Origin of the sequence: Citrifermentans bremense (assembly GCF_014218275.1) — a bacterium.
In the GTDB taxonomy this organism is placed as follows: Bacteria; Desulfobacterota; Desulfuromonadia; order Geobacterales; family Geobacteraceae; genus Geomonas; species Geomonas pelophila.
The window spans coordinates 1982479-2003926 of sequence record NZ_AP023213.1 but is presented as its reverse complement, the minus strand read 5'-3'; the positions used below and the strand labels follow the sequence as shown (position 1 = coordinate 2003926).

General features: G+C 58.5%; 21 protein-coding genes. 2 read left to right on the top strand and 19 right to left on the bottom strand.

Translation table 11 applies throughout. The features are described from left to right. Positions 1-162 precede the first annotated feature (162 nt). From GEOBRER4_RS08910 to GEOBRER4_RS08855, 12 genes are all read right to left on the bottom strand, one after another. The gene (locus GEOBRER4_RS08910) at positions 163-1446 is read right to left on the bottom strand and encodes an efflux RND transporter periplasmic adaptor subunit (protein WP_185245098.1); all 1284 of its coding nucleotides are present in this window, start codon (positions 1444-1446) and stop codon (positions 163-165) included. After that, positions 1443-2741: a TolC family protein gene (locus tag GEOBRER4_RS08905; protein ID WP_185245097.1), complete on the bottom strand. Its 1299-nt coding sequence runs from the start codon at positions 2739-2741 to the stop codon at positions 1443-1445. Before GEOBRER4_RS08905 ends, GEOBRER4_RS08910 begins: the two co-directional genes overlap by 4 nt. Before the next feature lie 255 nt (positions 2742-2996). After that, positions 2997-3362 (bottom strand): hypothetical protein, encoded by a 366-nt coding sequence (locus tag GEOBRER4_RS08900; RefSeq protein WP_185245096.1) that lies wholly within the window; start codon positions 3360-3362, stop codon positions 2997-2999. A gap of 70 nt (positions 3363-3432) precedes the next feature. Continuing rightward, entirely contained in the window at positions 3433-3729 is a 297-nt protein-coding gene (locus GEOBRER4_RS08895; RefSeq protein ID WP_185245095.1) for a TFIIB-type zinc ribbon-containing protein, read from the bottom strand. Between the two features lie 50 nt (positions 3730-3779). Beyond that, positions 3780-6482, bottom strand: coding sequence for a UPF0182 family membrane protein (locus GEOBRER4_RS08890; RefSeq protein WP_185245094.1), 2703 nt, complete (start codon positions 6480-6482; stop codon positions 3780-3782). Between the two features lie 58 nt (positions 6483-6540). Continuing rightward, positions 6541-7293: a TerC family protein gene (locus GEOBRER4_RS08885; protein ID WP_185245093.1), complete on the bottom strand. Its 753-nt coding sequence runs from the start codon at positions 7291-7293 to the stop codon at positions 6541-6543. 289 nt (positions 7294-7582) lie between these two features. Beyond that, on the bottom strand, positions 7583-8440 hold the full coding sequence (gene htpX / locus GEOBRER4_RS08880; RefSeq protein ID WP_185245092.1) for a zinc metalloprotease HtpX: 858 nt from the start codon (positions 8438-8440) through the stop codon (positions 7583-7585). A 374-nt stretch (positions 8441-8814) separates the two neighbouring features. Further along, entirely contained in the window at positions 8815-10005 is a 1191-nt protein-coding gene (locus tag GEOBRER4_RS08875; RefSeq protein ID WP_185245091.1) for an ABC transporter substrate-binding protein, read from the bottom strand. Positions 10006-10156: 151 nt separating this feature from the next. Continuing rightward, the gene (locus GEOBRER4_RS08870) at positions 10157-11440 is read right to left on the bottom strand and encodes a porin (RefSeq protein WP_185245090.1); all 1284 of its coding nucleotides are present in this window, start codon (positions 11438-11440) and stop codon (positions 10157-10159) included. A gap of 164 nt (positions 11441-11604) precedes the next feature. Next, positions 11605-12351: an amino acid ABC transporter ATP-binding protein gene (locus GEOBRER4_RS08865; protein ID WP_085812918.1), complete on the bottom strand. Its 747-nt coding sequence runs from the start codon at positions 12349-12351 to the stop codon at positions 11605-11607. Then, a complete protein-coding gene (locus tag GEOBRER4_RS08860; protein WP_085812919.1) occupies positions 12338-13123 on the bottom strand; it encodes an amino acid ABC transporter permease in 786 nt (261 codons plus the stop codon). The genes GEOBRER4_RS08865 and GEOBRER4_RS08860 overlap by 14 nt, the downstream gene beginning before the upstream one ends. A gap of 157 nt (positions 13124-13280) precedes the next feature. Continuing rightward, entirely contained in the window at positions 13281-14024 is a 744-nt protein-coding gene (locus GEOBRER4_RS08855; RefSeq protein ID WP_185245089.1) for a basic amino acid ABC transporter substrate-binding protein, read from the bottom strand. Positions 14025-14210: 186 nt separating this feature from the next. Here GEOBRER4_RS08855 and GEOBRER4_RS08850 point away from each other — a divergent pair, with 186 nt between their 5' ends. Continuing rightward, positions 14211-15119 (top strand): DMT family transporter, encoded by a 909-nt coding sequence (locus GEOBRER4_RS08850; protein WP_185245088.1) that lies wholly within the window; start codon positions 14211-14213, stop codon positions 15117-15119. A 151-nt stretch (positions 15120-15270) separates the two neighbouring features. After that, entirely contained in the window at positions 15271-16329 is a 1059-nt protein-coding gene (locus GEOBRER4_RS08845; RefSeq protein ID WP_185245087.1) for a threonine aldolase family protein, read from the top strand. Between the two features lie 282 nt (positions 16330-16611). On the opposite strand, the gene GEOBRER4_RS08840 is transcribed toward GEOBRER4_RS08845, so the two are convergent. From GEOBRER4_RS08840 to GEOBRER4_RS08810, 7 genes are all read right to left on the bottom strand, one after another. Then, positions 16612-17403: an ABC transporter permease gene (locus tag GEOBRER4_RS08840; RefSeq protein ID WP_185245086.1), complete on the bottom strand. Its 792-nt coding sequence runs from the start codon at positions 17401-17403 to the stop codon at positions 16612-16614. A 37-nt stretch (positions 17404-17440) separates the two neighbouring features. Further along, on the bottom strand, positions 17441-18211 hold the full coding sequence (locus tag GEOBRER4_RS08835) for an ABC transporter ATP-binding protein (protein ID WP_185245085.1): 771 nt from the start codon (positions 18209-18211) through the stop codon (positions 17441-17443). A gap of 271 nt (positions 18212-18482) precedes the next feature. Next, positions 18483-18980: a VOC family protein gene (locus GEOBRER4_RS08830; RefSeq protein WP_185245084.1), complete on the bottom strand. Its 498-nt coding sequence runs from the start codon at positions 18978-18980 to the stop codon at positions 18483-18485. A gap of 100 nt (positions 18981-19080) precedes the next feature. Continuing rightward, entirely contained in the window at positions 19081-19425 is a 345-nt protein-coding gene (locus GEOBRER4_RS08825) for a cupin domain-containing protein (protein ID WP_185245083.1), read from the bottom strand. Positions 19426-19482: 57 nt separating this feature from the next. Further along, positions 19483-19935 carry an SRPBCC family protein gene (locus GEOBRER4_RS08820; protein ID WP_185245082.1) on the bottom strand — a complete coding sequence of 151 codons (453 nt, stop codon included), beginning with the start codon at positions 19933-19935 and terminating at the stop codon, positions 19483-19485. A gap of 79 nt (positions 19936-20014) precedes the next feature. Beyond that, a complete protein-coding gene (locus GEOBRER4_RS08815; protein WP_197971402.1) occupies positions 20015-20656 on the bottom strand; it encodes a class I SAM-dependent methyltransferase in 642 nt (213 codons plus the stop codon). Positions 20657-20665: 9 nt separating this feature from the next. After that, positions 20666-21262 carry a dihydrofolate reductase family protein gene (locus GEOBRER4_RS08810; RefSeq protein WP_185245081.1) on the bottom strand — a complete coding sequence of 199 codons (597 nt, stop codon included), beginning with the start codon at positions 21260-21262 and terminating at the stop codon, positions 20666-20668. Between the last annotated feature and the right edge of the window lie 186 nt (positions 21263-21448).

Sequence of the window (21448 nt, the reverse complement as noted above, 5' to 3'; positions counted from 1 at the left end):
TCGTTAACAGATTGGCTGGCATCTCCCCCCCATCAAGGAAGTCTCAGGGAGGTCGCGCACCAAGCATTGCACGACAATTCGCGTCCCCCCCTTTGCGAAGGGGGGACAGGGGGGATTTAGCTCTGGTACACCAGCTGGAAATCCCCCGTTAAGAGCAGCAGGTCATTTCCCGTGGCCGTGTTCGTCGACCACTTCCCCTTTTTTCACCTCGGACTTGAGGATGAAAGCCCCCTTCTCGGCGTAAGTCTCCCCCGCCTTCAGACCGGAGGCGATCTCCACCAGGCCAGCCGCGCTTCTTCCCAGTTGCACCTGGCGCGCCTCGAACCGGTTCCCCTCTTCGGCGACGAAGACGACCTTCTTCCCGTCCAGGTCCTGGACCGCGTCTTCGGGGACCGCGAGCACCGGGGGAGCGTCGGCCGCGAGGGCGAGTTCGGCGGTAGCGAACATCTCGGGCTTCAGCTTCCTTGCGGGGTTTTTCACCTCGACCCTCGCCTTCACGGTGCGGGTCGACTCGTCCACCAGGTCGGCTATGTAAGTGATGCGCCCCTTGAGCTTCAGGTCGGGGAAGGCGCCGACGGTGACCACAGCCCCCTGCCCCTTATGCACCTTCGCCAGGTCCTTTTCGTTTATGTCCACGAGCACCCAAACCGAGGAGAGGTCCGCGACCGTGTAGAGGCTTTTCGACGGATCGGCAAGCTCGCCCACGATGGCGTGCTTCTCGGTTACGATCCCGCTTATAGGCGAGCGGACCGGCAACAGCGGCTTCCTGGCTCCCGCCCTTACTTCGGCGAGGGAAACCCCGTACAGGGAGAGGCGCTCCTCGTCGGTGGCAAGCTCAGTCTGGGCTGTCTTGTAGTCGGTCTCAGCCTGCAGGATGTCCTTACGCGCCGCGATTTTCCTGTCCACCAGCGCCTTCACTCGGTCCATGTTCCCCTGGACCAGGGCGAGCCTAGTCTTCGACTGGCGGTAGCGGCTGATCGCTTCGCCGATCTCGACACTGTCGAGGGTGGCCAGTGACTGCCCGGCCGAAACGCTGTCGCCAAGGGAGGCGCGCACCGAAACCACCTTCCCGGGGATGCGGGGCGCCACATGGGCGATCCGGTCCGCATTCACCTCCACCTTGCCGGTGGCCCGTATCACTCCCGCCAGCTGCTGCGGCTTCGCCGCCGCCAGCACCACGCCGTTTTGCTTCTGGACCTCGGGAGCCATGGTAACACTGCCGGCGGCGCCGTGTTCGTCATGACCGGATTCCCCGGCATGCTCCCCCTCGTGCCCTTTTTCCCCGGCGTGCCCCTCTCCCTCATGCTTTTCTTCCGCATGCCCGGCTTCGCCGGCATGCTCGCCTTGTTCCGAACCGGCGCCGTTCATCTGGACCAGGCGATAGGTAAAGGCTCCCGCCAGGGCGAGGGCCAGGATTATTCCAACGATCTTTGCTTTCTTGCTCACTGCACACCTCCGGTAAGTTCGACAGCCGCCGCAGCTTCCAGTTTAAAAAGCGCAAGCTGGCGCTGGTACAAGGCATCCAGGTACCCCTGGTTCACCTCGAGGTACTTCTTCTGCTCTTCGAAGACCGTCAGGACTGGGACTTCGCCCAACTGGTAGGCCTCGCGGGTCAGTTTCAGGTTCTCCTCCATCTGGGGCATGATGTTCCTGAAGTACAGGGAGAGGACCTGTTCCGCGTTCGAGAGGCTGGCATACGCCGCAGCCACCTCGCGCTCCACCCGGCTTGCCGCCGCTGCCAGCCTGTTGCCGGCGCTGTCCCGTCTGGCGCTTGACTCGCGGAGCCCCGGCTGGTTCTTGTCGAAGAGCGGTATCGGCATAGAGAGGGTAAGGCCTACGGTATAGGATGTGTCCTTCCCTTCCAGCCCGGCCACCTCGACGGCGGTGGTGTCGCGCTTTAGCCCAAGGCCCGCAGTCAGGTTGGGGATACCCTCGGCCTTTGCCAGGGAAAGCTCCGCGCTCCCCTTCTCCGCCTCAGCCCGAAGCGCCATGAGGTCAGGGCGCCGCTCCTGGGCGAGCCTGAGAAGTTCCGCCTGCGCCTGCTTTACCGCGCCGCCTGCTTCCAGCGACCCGGTGGGGAGCGCCGGTTCGACCTCCTTTCCCCCCAAGAGCAAGGAGAGCTCGGCCCGGCTGGCCAGAAGACCCTCAAGCGCCGCGCTTCTTGCCCCCTCGCTTCTCGCCAGCTCGACCTGCACCAGGTTCAGTTCCAGTTCAGGTATGTCACCTGCGGCCAACCGTTCCTTCGCCACCTGGTAAAGGTGGCGGTTCAGCTCGATAGCCCCCTCGGTCAACTTCAGCTTCCTGACCGCCAAAAGCACCTGGTAAAAGCGCGACTTGGCGTCGAGCCTAAGCAGCCTCTCCCGGTCAGTCAGTTGCCAGCGGTAGACCTCCAGCTCCTTCTGCGCCAGGGCGACCCTTTTCTCCCTCTTTCCCGCCAGTAGGAATTCCTGCGACACCCCGACGGAGAAGGCGTTCTCGCCGCTGTTGCCTGTAAGCGCGCCCGATTCGAGGCTTACCTCCAGGGACGGGTTGGGGAGCAGCCCAGCCCTGATCCTTCCAGCTTCGCGAAGCCCCTTCTCATCCCGGAAAGCCTGCAACTCTGCGTTGTTTTGTAGTGCTATCTCCACTGCCTGCTGCAGCGACATCTCCTCGGCCCGGGCGTTCCCTGCGAACGCACCCAGCAGCAGGGCGATTCCGGCGAACAGCGAGCCGTTTTTCTTCATCAGCGGCACATCGAACACGTACCAACCTCCTATAGTAGTTATCAGTTGTTCCTTGAAAGTCAGGCCGGATGCCGCTGGCAGAGATCCCCTGGCGCCGCTCCTTCATGCTTGGAGGGTGCAGAAACCGCAGGGAATGGACCTGTGCCTGGATGCACAAACGCGTGCATAGCTCGACGCGCAGCGGCACCGGTGCCTAAGGCGTCTGCAATCCGGCCGACAAGGTGCTGGCGAGGCCAAGCCGCGCCAACGGGTCAGTGAAAAAGGTTCTGAGGATTAAGCGAGATTCTGAGGTGGGATGAACTTGGGCAGATAGACTTCGGGTATAAGCCTGAAAGAGGTAAAGCTAGAGAGATCTGAAAAGACAGGTAAGTAGTTCAGTCGGAACAGCTGGGGCGCAACGGTGACGTGGCACAGACAGTTGACGCAGTCGTCGCATGCAGGGCTGTCGGAGTCGTGGTGATCGTCAGGGCAGCAGGGCGCGCCGACGCTCGCGGCGACGTCCGTGCCTGCGTAATCCTGCAAGCTCGAGATCTGCGACTCCAGGGCGTGCGCCGTACTGCATACCCCGTTGCAAAGCACCAGGAATACGGAGGCGAGTATGAACCAGGAGACGTATTTAAAAAGTGGTTTCTCTCTCATAAGCTGGCGCGAATATAGCGAAGGAATGCCGATCGTGTCAAGAGAAACCACCTTATACTAATCACCGTTTTCAGTCGAAGAGTTCTTCCAGGAACGACTTCTTCCGGTAAGGCTTGTGACCGTGGCCGTGTCCGTGGTCGTCATGCCTGTAGCCATGATGCTGGGGCTCCCCCTCGTACGGTTGCTGCCCCTGGTACTGCGGTTGCGGCGGCTGAGGAGTCGCAGCACCTATCGAGGAGCGCTCGATGATCTTGTCGAGTTCGCCACGGTCAAGCCAGACGCCGCGGCACTCCGGACAGTAATCGATCTCGACTCCCTGACGCTCAGCCATCACCAGGTTCACCGTGTTGCATACCGGACACTTCATGATAAGTCCTCCTTTTGGTTTTGTTCCCCTTTTGCCAACGGTTTTCCCTGTTACTGTGCCGCCATCCGCCTCAGCACCTGCTCCAGCTTGCGCAACTGTTCGCCGTAACCGGCCCAGTCTCCCTGGCGCTGCAGGTTCATAGCCCTTTCGTAGATCGCCATCGCCTCCTTGGCCAGCCCACCAGCGGGGGTTCCCGCAGCCGGGCCGGGCGCACCGGACGGCGCGGAAGAGGAAGCTGCGGGGAGAGTCGGCGCTCCCTTTCCCGTCCCGAAAAGACGCTGCAGCGCCATTTCCAGGTTCTCCTCCATCACCACCTGGTCGCCGAAGGCCACGATCACCCGCTTCAGCTCGGGAAGCCCTGCCTTGTCGGCTGCCAGAAAGAGCGGCTGCACGTAGAGGAGCGACTTTTCGATGGGGATCACCAGCAGGCTTCCCCGGATCACCTCTGAGCCGCGCTGGCTCCAGAGGGTGAGCTGCTGCGAGATGAAGGAGTCCTGGTTGATGCGCGCGTCGATCTGCTTGGGACCGTAGATCAACCGGTCGCGTGGGAAGGTGTACGCCCTGACCTTCCCGTAGTTTTCACCGTCGCAGCGCGCCGTGAGCCAGGCGGCCAGGTTGTCGCGGTTGGACGGGGTGAAGGGAAGCAGCAGGATGTACTCCTCACTCTTCTCGCCCGGGAGCTTCATGATGGTGTAGTACGGTTCCATCGGCTTTTCCCCAAGGGCCGGGACCTGCCAGAGGTTCTCCTTGTTGTAGAACACCTTCGGGTCGGTCATGTGGTAGGCAGCGTAGAGGGCCGCCTGCACCTGGAGGAACTGGTGCGAGTACCTGACGTGCTTCCTGAGGTCAGCGGGCATGGCGTCGATCGGCTGGAACAGCCCGGGGAAGACACGGGAGTAGACCTTGACCATAACGTCGCCGGGATCGCTCACATAGTAAGCGACCGTGCCGTCATAGGCGTCCACCACAGCCTTGACCGAATTGCGCAGGTAGTTGCCACCTCCCTTGATCGGCCTGGAGTAAGGTAGACGGTCAGAGAAGGTGTAGGCGTCGATGATCCACTTGAGCTTTCCCTGCTCGTCCACCACCAGGTAGGGGTCGCTGTCGAAACTGAGGAACGGGGCGATAGCGCTCACTCGCTCTCTTATGTTCCGGTTGTAGAGGATCCGGCTCTGCGGGGTGATGTCCGAGGAAAGGAGGATCTTCTCGGTCTTGAACCTCCCGGCGAAGAGCGCCTTTCTGAGCAAGGAGTCGAGAGGCACCCCCCCCTTGCCGGCGTAGGTGGTGTTGACGTTGCCGGCGGCGGTGGGATAGCTGAACTCCGGGACCTTGGTCTTCACGACCACGTAGTCGTTGGAGAGCTCACCGTAGTAGATCTCGGGCCTCGTCACCTTTATGTCGGCCAGGCTCACCGCCGGGATGTCCTTGACGAAGAACTCCGGCAGCCCTTCCTTGCTGATGCGGCTCACCGGCCCGAAGGTGATGCCGTTTCCGTGGGTGAAGATGAGCCGTTCGTTGATCCAGTTCTTGCTGGGGAGGTCGCTGTAGGAAAGCTCGCGCGGCGATAGCATCACCTGCGCATAGCTGCCGTTCACCATGTAGCGGTCGTTGTCCACGTCGAAGAACTTGTAGTAGGTCCGGATCTGCTGCAGCTGGCTGTAGGTCTTCAGAAGCGGCGCGTGGTCCCAGAGCCGGATGTTCTTCATGGTCGCTTCGTTGTTGGCGATATCTGCGGCGGTGAGCTTCGCGTCCACGTCGAAGGGGATGGTCTCGATCTTGTCGAGGTCGTAGCCGTAGCGGGTGAACTTCAGGTGGTTCTCCAGGTACGGGGTCTCCAGCGTCAGCTCGTTGGGGGCTACCTTGAACTTCTGCAAAAGACCGGGATATACCCGCACCCCAGCGAGGTAAAGCGCCGCCACCACGAGGGCAGGTATGAGAGCGAGGCGCCAGTTCCCCTTCCAGATCCCCGCAGCCAATAGCACGCCGGCAACTGGGGTGAGGAAGGTGACTATGCGGTACATCGGCAGCCTGGCGTGGACGTCGACGTATCCGGCGCCGGTTAAGATGCCATTGTTGGCGAAAAAGAGCCGGAAGCTCTCCAGATAGAGCCCACCCGCGACTACGAGCGAAAAGCAGCCGATCAGTACGGCCAGATGACGGCGGGCCATAGGGTCGATGCCGGCCCCGCTGTCACGGAGAAGGATTCCCCCCTTGACCACGTAGACGGCCGCCGTGAGAATCAGGGCCGCCAGCACCATGAACCCGCAAAAGAGCTGCAGCAGCTCCAGGAAAGGAAGGGTGAAGAGGTAGAAGCCGACGTCCTTGCCAAGAACCGGGTCTGCCATCCCTACATCGGAGCGGTTCACGAACAAAAGGAGCTTTTCCCAGCGGTACGAGCCCCAGGTGCCGCCCAAAAAGGCAAGGACCAGCGAGACCAGGACCCCCAGCGGCCGCAGCACCTGCCCCAGCGTTCTGCCGTTGAAGCGCAGGTCGCGCCCGCCGACGATGTGGACGCCAGGCGCCGGAAACTCGCCCCTGTTGGCGTATCTGAGGTTCAGCTGCAGGAAGGCGAACAGCAGCAGCCCGAAGAGAAGGCCGGCTATGCTTTGCGCGTACATGGTCGTAATGAAGACTGAGGCGTACCCCGTCTCATTGAAGAACAACCAGTCGCTGTAAAAGTTCAGCAGGTAACCGGCGAAGGGGAGAAGAAACAGCAGCGCCAGAAGAACCAGCATCGATTTTTGTTTGAGCATCGGCGTCCCCTTTCACGGGTGAAGTTTCTGTTCGGGGCAGCTTGACGGCAAGTAGTGTTTACTTGTTTTCGGCTGCGGTGTCGAGACGCGGCTCGTGCAGCTTGACCGGCGTCCCTCTCCGCATCCTCAGGTTGAGCATCTCGACCATCACAGAGAAGGCCATGGCGAAGTAGATGTACCCTTTGGGGATGTGCATGTCCAGGCCGTCGCCGATCAGGGCCACGCCGATCATGAGCAGGAAGCTAAGCGCAAGCATCTTGATGGTCGGGTGCTTTTCCACGAAGGCACTGATCTTGCCCGAGAAGAGCATCATGAAGCCCACCGCGATGACCACCGCGGCAATCATGATGAAGAGCTGGCTTGCCATCCCTATGGCGGTGATGATGGAGTCGAGGGAAAAGACGATGTCCAGGAGCAGGATCTGCACCAGCACCGCGCCGAAGGTAGCCCCCACTTTGGCTGAGGCGATCACCTCCTCACCCTCCAGTTTCTCGTGGATCTCCATGGTGCTCTTCCAGAGCAGGAACAAGCCGCCCGAGATCAGGATCAGGTCGCGCCCGGAGATCTCGTTGCCGAAGACCGAGAAGAGCGGATCGGTAAGCCCCATGAGCCAGCTGAGCGAGAAAAGAAGCGCCACCCGGATGAACATCGCCAGCCCGAGGCCGGTGAGCCTCGCCTTTTCCTGCTGGTCCGCTGGGAGCTTGCTTGCCTGTATCGAGATGAAGATGATGTTGTCTATCCCAAGCACTATCTCAAGTGCGCTCAAGGTGACCAGTGCCAGCCAGACCTGCGGGTCGGTAAACCATTCCATTTAGCGGTTCTCCTGAAAATTAAGTAGATGGCCCTGTTCCAACAGAGCCTGACGTCGCGTCTTCTCCCCAGACAAGGTGAATCCCCCCTCCCTGACCCTCCACCTCCAGGGGAGGGACAAGCCGTCCGTCCCTCCTAAAAAGAGGGGGCTTCGGGAGCCTTCCGTCGCCCACCAAGAGAGGGTTTTAGGGAGCCTTTCGTCTTTCGCCAAGGAGCGGGGGGTGGGGAGCCTTCCGTCCCCTCCCCCCAGCGGGGGGAGGTTGGGAGGGGGGGTTAGCAGCGGAATGAAATTAGTACCTCGCCATCTGCTCCAGCCGCGCGATCCGCTCCTCCATGGGGGGATGAGTCGAAAAGAGCGAGGCGATGCCGCCGCCGGTCAGCGGGTTCACGATGAACATGTGGGCTGTTGCCGGCCGCGCCTCCTGCATCGGAAGCGCCTGCGACGCCATGTGGAGCTTCCTGAGCGCCGAGGCGAGCGCCAAGGGGCGCCCGCAGATCTCGGCCCCGGAGGCATCCGCCAGGTATTCGCGGGAGCGGGAGACCGCCATCTGGATCAGCATGGCTGCGATGGGAGCGATGATGGCCATGGCGAGCGAACCGACGAGTCCGCCGATGCCGCCCCCCTCTTCGTCGTCGCCCCGCCCTGCCCCGAACATGGCGCCCCACTGGAGCATGTTGCCGATCATGGAGATGGCGCCGGCGAAGGTGGCCGCGATGGTGCCGACCAGGATGTCGCGGTTTTGGACGTGCGCGAGCTCGTGCGCCATCACCCCTTCAAGCTCCTCGGGAGAGAGGATGCGCAGGATCCCTTCCGTGGCCGCGACCGCGGCGTGCTCAGGGTTTCGCCCCGTGGCGAAGGCGTTGGGGCTGTCGGAGGGGATGATGTAGACCTTGGGCATCGGGAGCCCGGCGCGGGAGGCCAGGTGGCGCACCATGTTGTAGAACATGGGGTGGTCCTGCTCTCCGATCTCCTGGGCGCCGTACATCTTGAGGACGATCTTGTCGGAGAACCAGTAGGAGAAGAAGTTCATGCCGAGCGCCATGACAAAGGCGGTCACCATGCCGGTCCTGCCGCCCAGGGCGCTTCCCATGGTAACCATGAGAACGGTGAGAAGAGCCAGTAGGAAGGTTGTCTTTAGTCTTTGCATAGTATTTACCTCGACGATTGTAGTTAAGTCCGTTTCTGGACCTCTTTTTGTCACCGTGGGTAAATAAAAAGACCTCTACCCACGACGTTTGCATGGATAAAGGTCTTGTTGACAGGATATCTGCCCCGGCTCCGGGTCCAAAGACCGTATTGACGGAAACCGGGTCGGCCATTTCTCCGGCCGATAACTACTCCCCTTTAACGAGTTGTAATATAGTTTTTCCCCTTGCTCTTGTCAAGGGGGAAACAACTGGCAACTGTGAAAATGTGAGACAGACCGGGCGAACATCGACCTGTCAGTCCTGTCAGGCCTGCCACACAAATAAAAACGGCCCCTGCCTAAACAGGGGCCGCTGATACTGCGGGATTCAGGCTTTAGTCCATCTTGACGGGGACTTTTGCCTTGAGCACGAACTTGCCGTCCTTCACGTAGAGAAGGGAGAGCGGGCTCTTGATCGGCTCGCGGTTGGCCTGCATGCTGATGGTGCCGGAAACGCCTTCGAACCCTTTGGTCTTGGCAAGGGCGTCCTTGAAGACCTTGGGATCTACGCTGTTGGCGCGCTTCATGGAGTCGACCAAGAGCATCACTGCGTCATAGCCCTGGGCGTCGAAGAGACCCGGGAGTTCGCCGTTGTGCTTGGCCTTGAACGCCTCGATGAATTTCGCGGTCGCAGGAGTTGCCTGCTCGGTGGAGAAGCCCAGAGCGGACATGGAGCCCTCGACGGCGGGGCCGCCCAGCTCGATGAATTTGGGCGAGAAGAGTCCGTCGCCGCCGAACATCGGAGCCTTGAGCCCCTGCTTGCGCGCCTCTTTCATGATGAGAGCGCCCTCGGTGTAGTAACCGGAGAAGAGGATTACGTCCGGCTTCTGTCCCTTGATGTTGGTGATCTGTGCGGAGAAGTCCTTGTCGCCGTCCTTCACCTTCTCGTCGGCTACGATCTTGATGGAAGGAACTTTGGCGGCCGCGTCGCGGAAGGTCTGGGAAAGGCCTACCGAGTAGTCGTTGTTGTCGGAGGTAATGATCGCCACCTTCTTGAAGCCGAGGTCCTTCGCGAAGTACTGGATGACGGCGGGAATTGCGATGGAGTCAAGCAGGGTGTCGCGGAAGATGTAATCGCCCACTTCGACAACGCCCGGGCCGGTGGCGCCTGCGGAGAGGAGCACCACGCCTGCCTTCTGCGCGATGGGAGCTGCGACCTTGGTGATGCCGGTGGTCGGGTCGCCGACGATGGCGGTCACGCTGTCACGGGAGATGAACTTCTGGGTCACCGAGGCGCCTTCCTGCTTGTCGCCGCGGTTGTCGGCCTCGACGATCTCGATCTGCTTGCCGAGAATGCCGCCGGCTGCGTTGATTTCAGCAGCGGCCATCTTCATGCCTTCGAGAGTCGGCTTGCCGAACATCGCCACGTCGCCGGTAAGAGCGCCGAGGAAGCCGATCTTGACGGTGTTGCCGGCCGGTTTGGCAGCCTCACCCGGGGCCGGGGCCTCTTCCTTCTTCTTGCAGCCGAAAGCGCCGGTTGCGAGCATCGCTACCAAGAGCAATGCACTGATCTTCTTAAAGCTCATGCAGACTACCTCCTTAGGATGTTGGTCACATTGTAAAGTCAAGAATCACCACGTCAGCAGATTTTAATTGTCAGACATTTAATGTCAAGACAGCCACCAACGTAATTTATCTTCCCCGGTACAGACAGTACCGGGGAAGATCGTTTGGAGATTAGAAGTTGTACTTGGCAATGAGCTTCACGTCGTACGGGTTGTCTTCGTTGGTGAAATAGTCGCCAAGGAAGAGGTAGCCCGCGCGTGCACCGAGAGTCACGTTGGCGGTCAGCTTGTAGTAAGCTTCTGCGTTGACCTCGGTGCCGAGGTAGTCGCTGCTCCCTGCGCCGGAGGTGTTCTTGGCAACTGCGGCAAAGCCTGCGTTGGCGCTTGCGGAGACCTTGTCGTTGAAGGTGTAGTCGTAGCCTACGGTACCCTCGATGACACCCTGACCGTTGTTGGCGACGTCATACATGATGGCGTTGTCGATGGTGGTCTGGTACTTGTCGCGGTTCAGCATGGTCATCTCGGCGTCGTAGAACTGGCCGCCCTCGGTCCAGCCGGGCTTGCTGTGAGCGATGTAGAACTGATCGCTGCCGCCGCTTACGTAGAGGAACTCGGAGCGCAGGGTGCCGCCGGCCAGGGGCATCTTGGCGCCGACGTTGAAGGTGTAGCCTTTGGCGTCGGTGTCCTTGGAGAGGTCGCCGAACTGCTTCAGGAAGAAGCCGTTCAGGGCAACCGGGCCGACGTTGCCGGCAGCGTTGATGCCGAGGTTATGGACCTTCGCGCTCTGGATGGTGGAGGTGAAGTCGTTGCTGTCGTCACTGATGTAGTAGTAAGCAGCGCCGACGGTCAGGTCCTTGGATACGCTGTACTTGCCGTCGAGGGTGAACATGTCGTTGGTGTTTCTGCCCAGGCGGGTGGTATCCTGCGGGCCGACGTTGTTGGAATCCATCAGGCGGAAGAAGCCTGCGGAGACGCTGGCATTGGCGTAGTCGTGGGAGAGGAGGATACCGGCGACGTCGGTGTCGAATACCATGCCCTTGAAGGAGTCGTTGTAGGGCATCATACCGATCTTGGTGTTGAGCTGCGGGTAGGCCAGGTCGAGGTAGAGGTGCTTGGTCTCCATGTTCACGGAGTCAGCACCGATAGCGCCGCCGGTGCCCGGTCCCGAGGTATAGGAGCTGTTGCCCCAGTAGTTGTAGTCGAATTCGAACTTGGTGACCAGTTTCACATGGTCGTCAGCCTTGGCGGTGTAGCCCAGGCGCACGCGCTGCACGAAGTAGTTTTCGCTCGGTGCGTCCTTCTGGGTAACGCCGCTGCCGCTGAAGTTGGACATGTCGTAGAAAGCGGTGAAGGCGCCGTTGAACTGGTTTTCCAGTGCCAGGGCGGGTACTGCGGACGCTGCGGACAGCGCTGTTGCGATTGCTGCTACCAAAAGCTTTTTGTTCTTCTTCTTCATTACATCCTCCTCGGTTTGGTTATTTTATTGCAGGTCCTGCTGGTACAACTGAACACTGATAACGCCGGGGAAAGCGACCACCACCTTTCCAACTGAAGATAAAAACGATGCAAAAGCCGATTTGGTGCTCAACGTGGCACACCCACAAGGCGCCACGGCAGCAGTTACAGTATCTGGCTCAGGAACAGCTTCGCGCGCTCATGGGAGGGCGCGGTGAAGAAATGCTCCGGCGTACCCTCCTCCACGATCCTTCCGGCGTCCATGAAGATCACCCGGTCCGCCACCTCGCGGGCAAACCCCATCTCGTGCGTTACCACCGCCATGGTCATGCCGTCCTTGGCGAGATCCTTCATCACGTCCAGCACCTCGCCGATCATCTCGGGGTCGAGTGCCGAGGTGGGCTCGTCGAAAAGGAGCATCTTCGGGTCCATGGCGAGCGAGCGGGCGATGGCCACGCGCTGCTGCTGCCCTCCGGAGAGGTTCCCCGGGTAGGCCTTTGCCTTGGCGACCAGCCCCACTTTCTCCAGGAGCATCATCGCCTTTTCTTCCGCCTCGAACTTCGAGCGCTTCCGGACCACGATCTGCGCCAGGGTGAGGTTCTCCAGCACGGTCTTGTGCGGGAAGAGGTTGAAGGACTGGAAAACCATACCCACCTCCTCGCGCACCTTGGTGATGTCGGTCTTCGGGTCCATGATATCCATGCCGTCGACGATCATCTTGCCACGGTCGATCTCCTCGAGCCTGTTGATGGATCTGAGGAGCGTCGATTTGCCGGAACCGGAGGGGCCGATGATGACCAGCTTCTCGCCGTCATAGATGTCCAGTGAAACCCGGTCCAGGGCCCGGAATGAGCCGTAGATCTTCACGATCTCGGTCGCCTCTACCATCTTTCTGCGCTTACTTGTTGACACTGACACGCTCCTCCATGACGCCGATGACCTTCGAGAAGAACAAGGTGATGATCAGGTAGATCAGCGCTATGACCGTGTAGGTCTCGAAATAGGTGAAAGACTCCGAGGCGAACTCGCGGCCGCGGCGCAATAGGTCGGCAACTGCGATGATGGAGACCAGCGAGGAATCCTTCAAAAGGGCGATGAACTCGTTGCCTACCGGGGGAAGGATCACCTTCACCGCCTGCGGCAGGATGACGTGGATCATGGTCTGGCGCCCGTTCATGCCGAGCGACAGCGCCGCTTCCCTCTGTCCCTTGTGGATCGACTCGATCCCCGCGCGCACAACCTCGCCCATGTAGGCGCCGTAGCAGACAGCCATGGCGATTATGGCGGAAAGGATCGGGGGGACCTGCACGAAACGCCCCAGGGCGTAATAGATGTAGAAGATCTGCACCAGAAGCGGGATGCCGCGGATGATCTCGACGTAGAGCGATGCTGCGCCGTTGAAGAACCGGTTCTTGGAGATGCGCCCCAGGCCGGTGAAGAGACCGAAGACGATGGCAAGGAGTATCGCCCCGAGGGTCACCTGGAAGGTGACCAGGATGCCGTCGGGAACGAACTTGATAATGTTGAGGTACGGGTCGGGTTTGGTCTGTACCAGGTAGACCAGGGTGCCGATGGCCCCGAAGAAGGCTATGCGCCACGCGGTGAAGAGTCCGCGGTCGCTTTTGCGGGGGATGGCTGCGCCGTCCCCGACGTCGATGATCTGCTTCTTTGCTTCAATGCTCATCAGTTATTCATACCGTCCTGTCCGACCTAACCTGCCGGCTCGCTTTGATTTTTCACCTTTTTACGTATACGCTCTCTGGCCAAAAAACGGCTCCTGCAGGTGGCCTCGGCGGTGTCAGCGCCCTTGCTTGCCGCTCCTGCAGGAGCCAATTCAGCACCTACTTAAGGTGCCACTTCTTCTTGAGCTGCTGGTCGATCTTTTTCTTCTGGACGCCTGCGATCCCCTTGTTCAAGAGGGCGACCAGGTCCTTGTTACCCTTCTTGACCACGATGCCGTAAGCCTCTTTGGTGAAGGGCTGGCCCACGATCTTGAACTTGTTGCTGTATTCCTTCTTGTCCAGTGCGTAGGTGACGGCGGTGGGCTGGTCGCAAACCACGCCGGAGATGCGGCCGGCAGCCATGTCCTCGAAAGCGAGGCCGACTTCGTCGTAGGTCTTAAGCTCAACGCCGGCAACCTTCTTTATCTCCATGGCGCCGGTGGTGCCGATCTGGGCGCCGAGCTTCTTGCCCTTCAGGTCGCCGATCTTGGTCCCCCTTTCAGCTTTGGGCACCACCAGGATCTGTCCGATGCTGATGTAGGGAACGGTGAAGTCGAACTTGGCCTTGCGCTCGTCGGTGATGGTGACCGAGGAGATGATGGCGTCGTACTGGCCGGCGGCGATGCCCGCGAAGATGCCGTCCCAGGCGGTGTTCTTGAAGGCGGCCTGGAAACCGGCCTCCTTGGCGACTGCGTTCATGAAGTCGATATCGAAGCCGACGATTTTCTTGTTGGCATCCACGAACTCCATCGGAGGCCAGGTCGCGTCGGTGGCGACGGTTACGGTTTTCGGTGCGGCCAGGGCTGCGGTGGCAAAAAGACCTGCGAATGCCACAACGGCTGCCATGATACGAATAGCTTTCATACTTCCTCCTTAGTTCTAGTTAATATTAAACAGAACACACCTTTTAACATTTTCGCGCATACTTTTAAAGATAAAATCGACTCTTGTCAACCACTTAATAAATAAGCAGTTGCACGACCAGTAAGCTCATGTTAAGTTGTCATACCACAACTAAGTGAAATCAAGGTTTTATGAGGTCAAACAACGTTGAGATCTGTTAAAAAAATTCAGGCGGGTATACTGCTTCTGATAACGACGTTCTTCTGGGGTGTAACTTTTACCATAGTAAAAGATGCGGTCAATCAGGTTGATGTCTTTGTATTTCTTTCTCAAAGATTTTTAATTGCATCCGCCATCATGCTTCCCCTGGCTCTGGCCCGCGCTAGTAGATTAAACCCTCGGCTTCTCGTCAACGGTTGTGTGCTCGGCGTCCTTCTTTTTGCGTCCTATGCATTCCAGACCATGGCGCTGCAGTACACGAGCGCGTCCAACACCGGTTTTCTGACCGGCTTGAACGTCGTCCTGGTCCCTCTGTTCGGCGCTCTCCTTTTCCGGCTTCCTGCAGGACCCGGCATACGCTGGGGCGTGGGGCTCGCGGCTCCCGGGCTCTTCCTGCTCTGCGGCAACGGCAGCCTGAGCTTCAACTACGGCGACATCCTGGCCGCTGTCTGCGGCGGCTGCGTCGCGCTGCACCTCCTATACACGAGCCACTTTTCCCGTCAGGCCACAAGCGACGTCTACCTTTTGACCACCCTGCAGCTCACCGTGGTCGGGCTCCTGAGCCTGGCGACTGCTACGGTGCGCGGCAAGGAGGTTTTCGTCTGGCACCCGGAACTTCTATGGACCCTGGTGGTCTGCGTGCTGATCGCCACCATCTTCGCCTTCCTGGTGCAGACGACCATGCAGAAGTTCATCAGCCCCGCTCACACCGCCCTCATCTTCTGCACCGAACCGGTATTCGCCGCAGCCTACGCCTATTACGCCGCAGGCGAGCGGCTCGGCTTCTTCGGTGTCACAGGGGCAGCGTTGATCCTCGCAGGGATGATCGTCTCCGAGCTGCTGCCGGATGAGGGAAAAGAAGGAGAGGAAGTAGCCGCCGTTACAGCGGAAGGGTAGACAGCTACGCGTTGACATAATTCATAGCGTGTAATAGAAAACTGGCGCAAGGGATGAAGGGGATAACTGCTTCCATCGCTTTCATCCCTGTATAGAGATAACGTCAGGTCGAAGCACGACTTGAGCACACAAAGTGACAGGCGAGGGATAGATGAACCAGAAAAAGGAAAGCGGATACAGCGAGCTGAAGCACCATTTCGCAAGCGACAATTATGCGGGGATCTGCAAGGAAGCCTGGGCGGCCATGGCTGAGGCCAACCGGGGCATGGCAAGCTCCTATGGCGACGATTACTGGACTGCCGAGGCCTGCGAGAAGATCCGCGAACTGTTCGAGACCGACTGCGAGGTCTTCTTCGTCTTCAACGGCACCGCCGCCAACTCTCTCGCCCTCGCCTCCTTGTGCCAGTCCTACCACTCCATCGTCTGCCACGAGATGGCGCACATAGAGACCGACGAGTGCGGCGCCTCCGAGTTCTTCTCCAATGGCACCAAGGTGCTCCTGGTCCCAGGAGAAAATGGCAAGATAAACCTCGACGCGGTGGAGCACACCATACACAAGCGCAGCGATATCCACTACCCGAAGCCCAGGGCGCTCAGCATCACGCAGGCCACGGAACTGGGGACGCTTTACAGCGTGAACGAACTGCAGGCGATCGGGGAACTTGCCAGGAAGCACTCGCTGCGGGTGCACATGGACGGCGCTCGTTTCTCGAACGCAGTAGCGGCACTGAACGTCACCCCGAAAGAGATCAGCTGGCAGGCCGGCGTCGACGTCCTGACCTTCGGTGGGACCAAGAACGGTTTTGCCGTGGGGGAGGCGGTGGTCTTCTTCAACAAGGAACTTGCCTTCGAGTTCGACTACCGCTGCAAGCAGGCGGGACAGCTCGCCTCCAAGATGCGGTTTCTCACCGCGCCCTGGATCGGCATGCTGGAAAGCGGCGCCTGGCTTAAAAACGCCGCGCACGCCAACAACTGCGCGAGGCTATTGGAAAGCGAGATCAAGAAGATACCGCAGGTGCGGGTCATGTTCCCGAGCCAGGCCAACTCGGTCTTCCTGGAGATGGCGCCCGAGGCGCTTGAGGCGCTGCGCGGTCGCGGCTGGCACTTCTACACCTTCATAGGATCCGGCGGCGCCAGGTTCATGTGTTCCTGGGATACCGACATTTCAGAAGTGGCGAACCTGGTAGCCGACATCAAGGCCTCGGTATAAACCCAAAAGGCACTCACCACAGAGGACACAGAGGGGCACAGAGGAAAATCTGAGGAACGGAAAAATGAAAGGTTTCTGGTTCCCCCCAAGTCTTTTGCTTCTCTCTGTGACCTGCGTCCACATCCGTGACCTCTGTGTTCCGATTTTTTGAAAAAACAAAGGGGACAGTCACCTCGCTTCATGCGGTGTCTGTCCCCTTTTTGTTTTTTCCTCTGTGGTTCCTCTGTGCCCCTCTGTGGTGAGTGCCTTTGCTCCGTGGACCTCCGCGATCCGCCTTCTCGTTTATTCCGCCTGTGGTTCCAGTTGGTGGGCTTTTGTGAAGTAGTGACGGGCCCCCTGCATAAGTATCAGGTAAGAGGTTATGGCAACCGCGCCGGTTATGGCGCACATTATGGCGATCTGGTACCTGACCGCAACCATCGGCTCGGTCCCGGAGAGGATCTGGCCCGTCATCATCCCCGGCAGGGAAACGATCCCCATGGCAGCCATGGTGTTCATGGTCGGCATCACAGCAGCTCTGAAAGCATTCTTGAGCGCCGGTTGGCATGCCTGCCGCCCGCTGGCCCCAAGACACAAGGCAGTCTCCATCTCGTCCCTGCGTTCCCGCATCTCCGCCGCAAGCCGCTCCGCAGCGAGGCTTGCCGCGTTCATGGAGTTGCCGATGATCATCCCCGCCAACGGTATCAGGTAGCGCGGGTCGTACCAGGGGGAGTAGTGAACTACCAAGGCGCAGAAAAAGAGGGTAACCCCACCGCAGCCAACCAGAAGCGAGGTCCCCACCACCTGGTAAAAGCGCGGCACCTTGCGCTTGATCCGCCCCCCCATCACCTGGAGCGAGAACGCACCCATCACTAGCAGAATGAGAAGCACCGGCAACGGGCTCTGCACCGCGAACAGGAAATGCAGCAGATACCCGACGGCGAGCAGTTGCAAGACCATCCGCACCGACGCCCAGAGCATCTGCCCCTCCTGACCTATCCGTTGCAGCCGCGCTAAAGCGATGGCAACAAGCACCAGCCCGAAAGCAAGCGCCAGATCCAACACTCCCAGCGTCACTAGTTCCTGGTTCGCCACGTCATTTCCTCCCGGTTATGAAACTTCTGCAACGCTACTATTCAGTGGGCTCGGATAAAAAACGCTTCAACGCGTCGGTCCGGGGGCGAGCAAGCATTTCATCCGCCCTCCCCTCCTCCATGATCCGCCCAGCCTCAAGGTAGTAACAGTAGTCGGCAACCCGCTCCGTCAGCCGCAGATCGTGGGTCACCATGATAAGGGTGAGATTCTGCGCGTGGCATACCTCCTGTAGCGTCGCCGCCAGGCTGTCCGCGGTCCTGCGATCGAGGGCGCTGGTCGGCTCGTCTAGAAGCAGCACCCTTGGATGCGTCAGCAGCGCCCGGGCGAGCCCAACGCGCTGTTGCTCGCCAACGGAAAGGGAGCGAGCGTCCCTGGGCAACATCCCCTGGTCCAGTTTCGCCAGGGCGAGCGCCCGGACCACCGCCTCGCCATCGGCCGGCGGCAGCTTCTCTTGACGGTAGACGAAAGGACGCAGCAGGTTCTCGAGCACACTCCCCTCGAACATGAAGGGTTTTTGTGGCACCAGCGCGACCAATCGCCGCAGTTCCAGTGGGTCGATCTCTTTGATATCGCTCCCGTCGAGGTAGAGAGAGCCCGAATCGGGGTCCGCCAGGCGATTGATCAGGCGGATCAAGGTGCTCTTGCCTCCACCAGACGGCCCGATGACCGCCGTGATCTTCCCGCTTCGGGCCGAAATCGAGACATGACTCAGAAGATTAACCGTCGTCCCTTCGGCGTTTCGGCGCGAAAAGCATACGTCGTCAACACGGACAGCGGCAACAGTCGTTTCTTCCGCAACATCTGCCATAAGAACTCCAGATCAGTAGAACCAAATGCACTCACCACATAGGACACAGAGGGGCACAGAGGAAAAACAAAAGCAGGAATATCACAAATCGTTTTTGGGATACAACAGTCACAACCGATAAAGGTTGAAAAAAGGGACAAGCACTTCCGCTAGTAAAGTGCCTGTCCCTTTTTCGGTTTTTCTCTGTGCCCCTCTGTGGTAAGTGCCTTTGCTACCTGGACTCAGCGACCTCCAGATTACGCCTGTTGCCTATGGTTCTAGTTGTCAATTGTCAATTGTCAATTGATTCTTTAAGCGCTGCCTCGATTGCAGCGATGTCTATCTTCTTCATCTGCATCATCGCATCGAATGCGCGCTTGGCCGCAGCGGTATCAGTATCTGTTATCGCCTTGGTCAGCGCAATCGGCGTAATCTGCCAAGACACCCCCCACTTGTCCTGGCACCATCCGCACACATTCTCTTCCCCGCCGTTGCCGACGATGGCATTCCAGTAGCGGTCCGTTTCATCCTGGTCAACCGTTGCGACCTGAAAGGAGAAGGCCCAGTTGTGCTTAACCTCCGGCCCGCCATTGAGTCCCAGGCAAGGAATTCCCATGACGGTAAACTCGACCGTCAACACATCCCCCTTCTTGCCCGACGGGTAGTCGCCCGGTGCGAGGTGCACCGCGTCGACCGAGGAATCCGGAAAAGTCTCAGCATAAAAGCGCGCCGCCTCCTCCGCGTCGCCATCGTACCAAAGGCAAATTGTGTTCTTTGCTGGCTTGGTCATGTCATCTCTCCTTTAAACCGAAAAACCTTCCTCTCGCCATCATGCCTCTCCCGGCTTCTGGGATTTCTAGGCCAAATTGCCCTCTGAGATCCAGTAGAGCTTACTCTTGCCTAACTATATCGACCGAGATCTCCACAGCGGGAATCGTCCCCCTGTTCTCAAGCCAGTGCGTGGTATTCCTATCCTCGGGCCAGCCAACACCCGGCCCATAGTCGGTAGCCACTCCATTGCGATGGTCAGTGATCGTGCCTTTCAGTATGTAGACTACGCCTGGTCTGTCCTTATGATCGTGAATAGGGCCAAAGACGCCTCCAGGCTCGATGGTCACCATGCGCATTCGAAGTTGGCGCCCTGCCATTCCCTCGATCTCAGCGCCAAGGTCAACCGTTGAAAGTAACTTCACCGTAACACCTTTCGTCTCAAGAGCCAGTTGTTCGTTGTTCATCGTGCTCTCCTCTCTACGGACCGGTCAGCCGAATCATCACCTACTTCAGAGGTATCCTTACCGAAAAAGGTCGTTCAAAACTTTTCTCCTGTAGGAAAAGATTTGAGCGAGCCTGCGTTTGACAATGGGCGCAAAGAGGTTTCCAGCGGCACCGAAGGGAAGAGCGTAATGCACCAAGTCGGTCATCTCCGTGCCAGTTGGGTGCTCTTTAAAAAAATGCTGGTGGTGCCAGAGGCGGTAGGGACCCAGGCGCTGCTCGTCCACGAAAAATCTCGGTTCTTGAATGTGGCTGATCTCGGTCACCCAATTTGCCTTAATGCCGATAAATGGCGTGACGGTGTAGGTGATGATCAACCCCTCGTACATCTCTGCTGGTACTTCTGATGTAATAGTGAAGCCAAGGTCAGGCGGGGTGATGAGGGCAAGATTGGCCGGGCTTACGAAAAACTCCCACGCCTTCTGGACTGGAAGAGGTAGCAACTGCACTTCTTTGATGCTGTGTACTTTCATGAACCGACCTTTCTGCCGGCCTGTTAAATGGTGTAATCCGGCTCAGATGGTGGGTAGGGGTAACTACTCCACCACCTGGTTAAGGCTTTTTCGCAACGACATAAACATGCTTTTCCGGGAACTGATCTAACTCCAGGTGCATTATGGTCAGTCCATTGTTTATCAGTGCTGTCAGATTCTCATTTATACCAATTGAACTGTAGTAGAATTCATCCTCCAGCCACCTATCTGTATGCTCACCGATCGCATTGCCAAACGTGTATATGAGGACACCACCAGTTTTCAGTAGATAGCACAGCTTGTCAATGACCGGCCGGTGCATTTGCAACGGCAGGTGAAAGATGCTATCCCAGGCAATGATAAGGTTGAATTTTTCCTCGGTTTCCCAACTGCAAATATCGTCCAGATAGAAAGTACCGTTCGGATGATTTTGAGTCGCCAAAGTAATCATCTCTTCAGAAACATCTACGCCTGATACGGCAAATCCCTGATCTTCCAGTTTTCGGATGATTCTCCCGCCTGCCCCGCAACCAACGTCAAGTGCTGACCTGCCGCCTGATACGAACCTGAGAGATAGCTCAAGTTGTTTCAACCCGTATTGAGAATCCTGATGCTTCTCGTTCCACCACTGGGCGATCTTGTCGTATTTTTTGCCGAGTTCTTTTGGATTCATTTTAGCTGCCTTTGACATGATATCATTGCGGTATCTCTTGTGTTGCAAGGTCAATTCTCAAAACGATCCCGTCTTCACCTCACCAGAACGCTCATAACTGGCAAAAATGACACCGCTGGGCGTTGCCTCCGAGTAGGTGAGCTTGAACGCTGCCGGCATTGTGCCTTCGGCGAAAAGGCGTTTGCCCACGCCGAGGGTAATTGGAAAATATTTGAGCCACAGTTCATCAACCAAGTCGTACTTGAAAAGCGTCTGGATAAGCCGGCTACTGCCGTACACCTGAAGATCGGGGGCGTCTTGCTGCTTCAGCCTCGATATTTCATCCACGACGTTATTTTTGATAAAGACCGTGTTAACCCAAAGCGACTCTGTACGCGAGGCCGAAACAACGTACTTCGTCGCCGAATTGATGCCCGGCCAATCGTTCTCGTGCTCCGGCCAGTAGGAGGCGAATATTTCGTAGGTCTTTCTTCCCAGCAAAAGATCGAGCGGCTTGGTCATCTGTTCGTGCATGATGGTTCCACCTCGCTCGTCGAAATATGGCACAACCCAGCCGCCATACTTGAAGCTGCCGTCGGTGTCCTCCTGCGTCCCCCCCGGCGCCTGCATGACCCCGTCGAGGGTAAGAAATGAAACAACTATGAGTTTTCGCATGTCCATTCTCCTTCGACCCGATAACCGGCCGCGGCGTGACCTGCGCGGCTGGCCAAAATTCCTTGTTGGAATCTGGCCGTTAACAAAGGCGACAGTGGCCAGAGTTCCCACCGCCCCATATCACTGTCTTTGGGAACACGGGAACATATAAATTATAACTTTCCGTCAAAGACATTCCTGCACTCT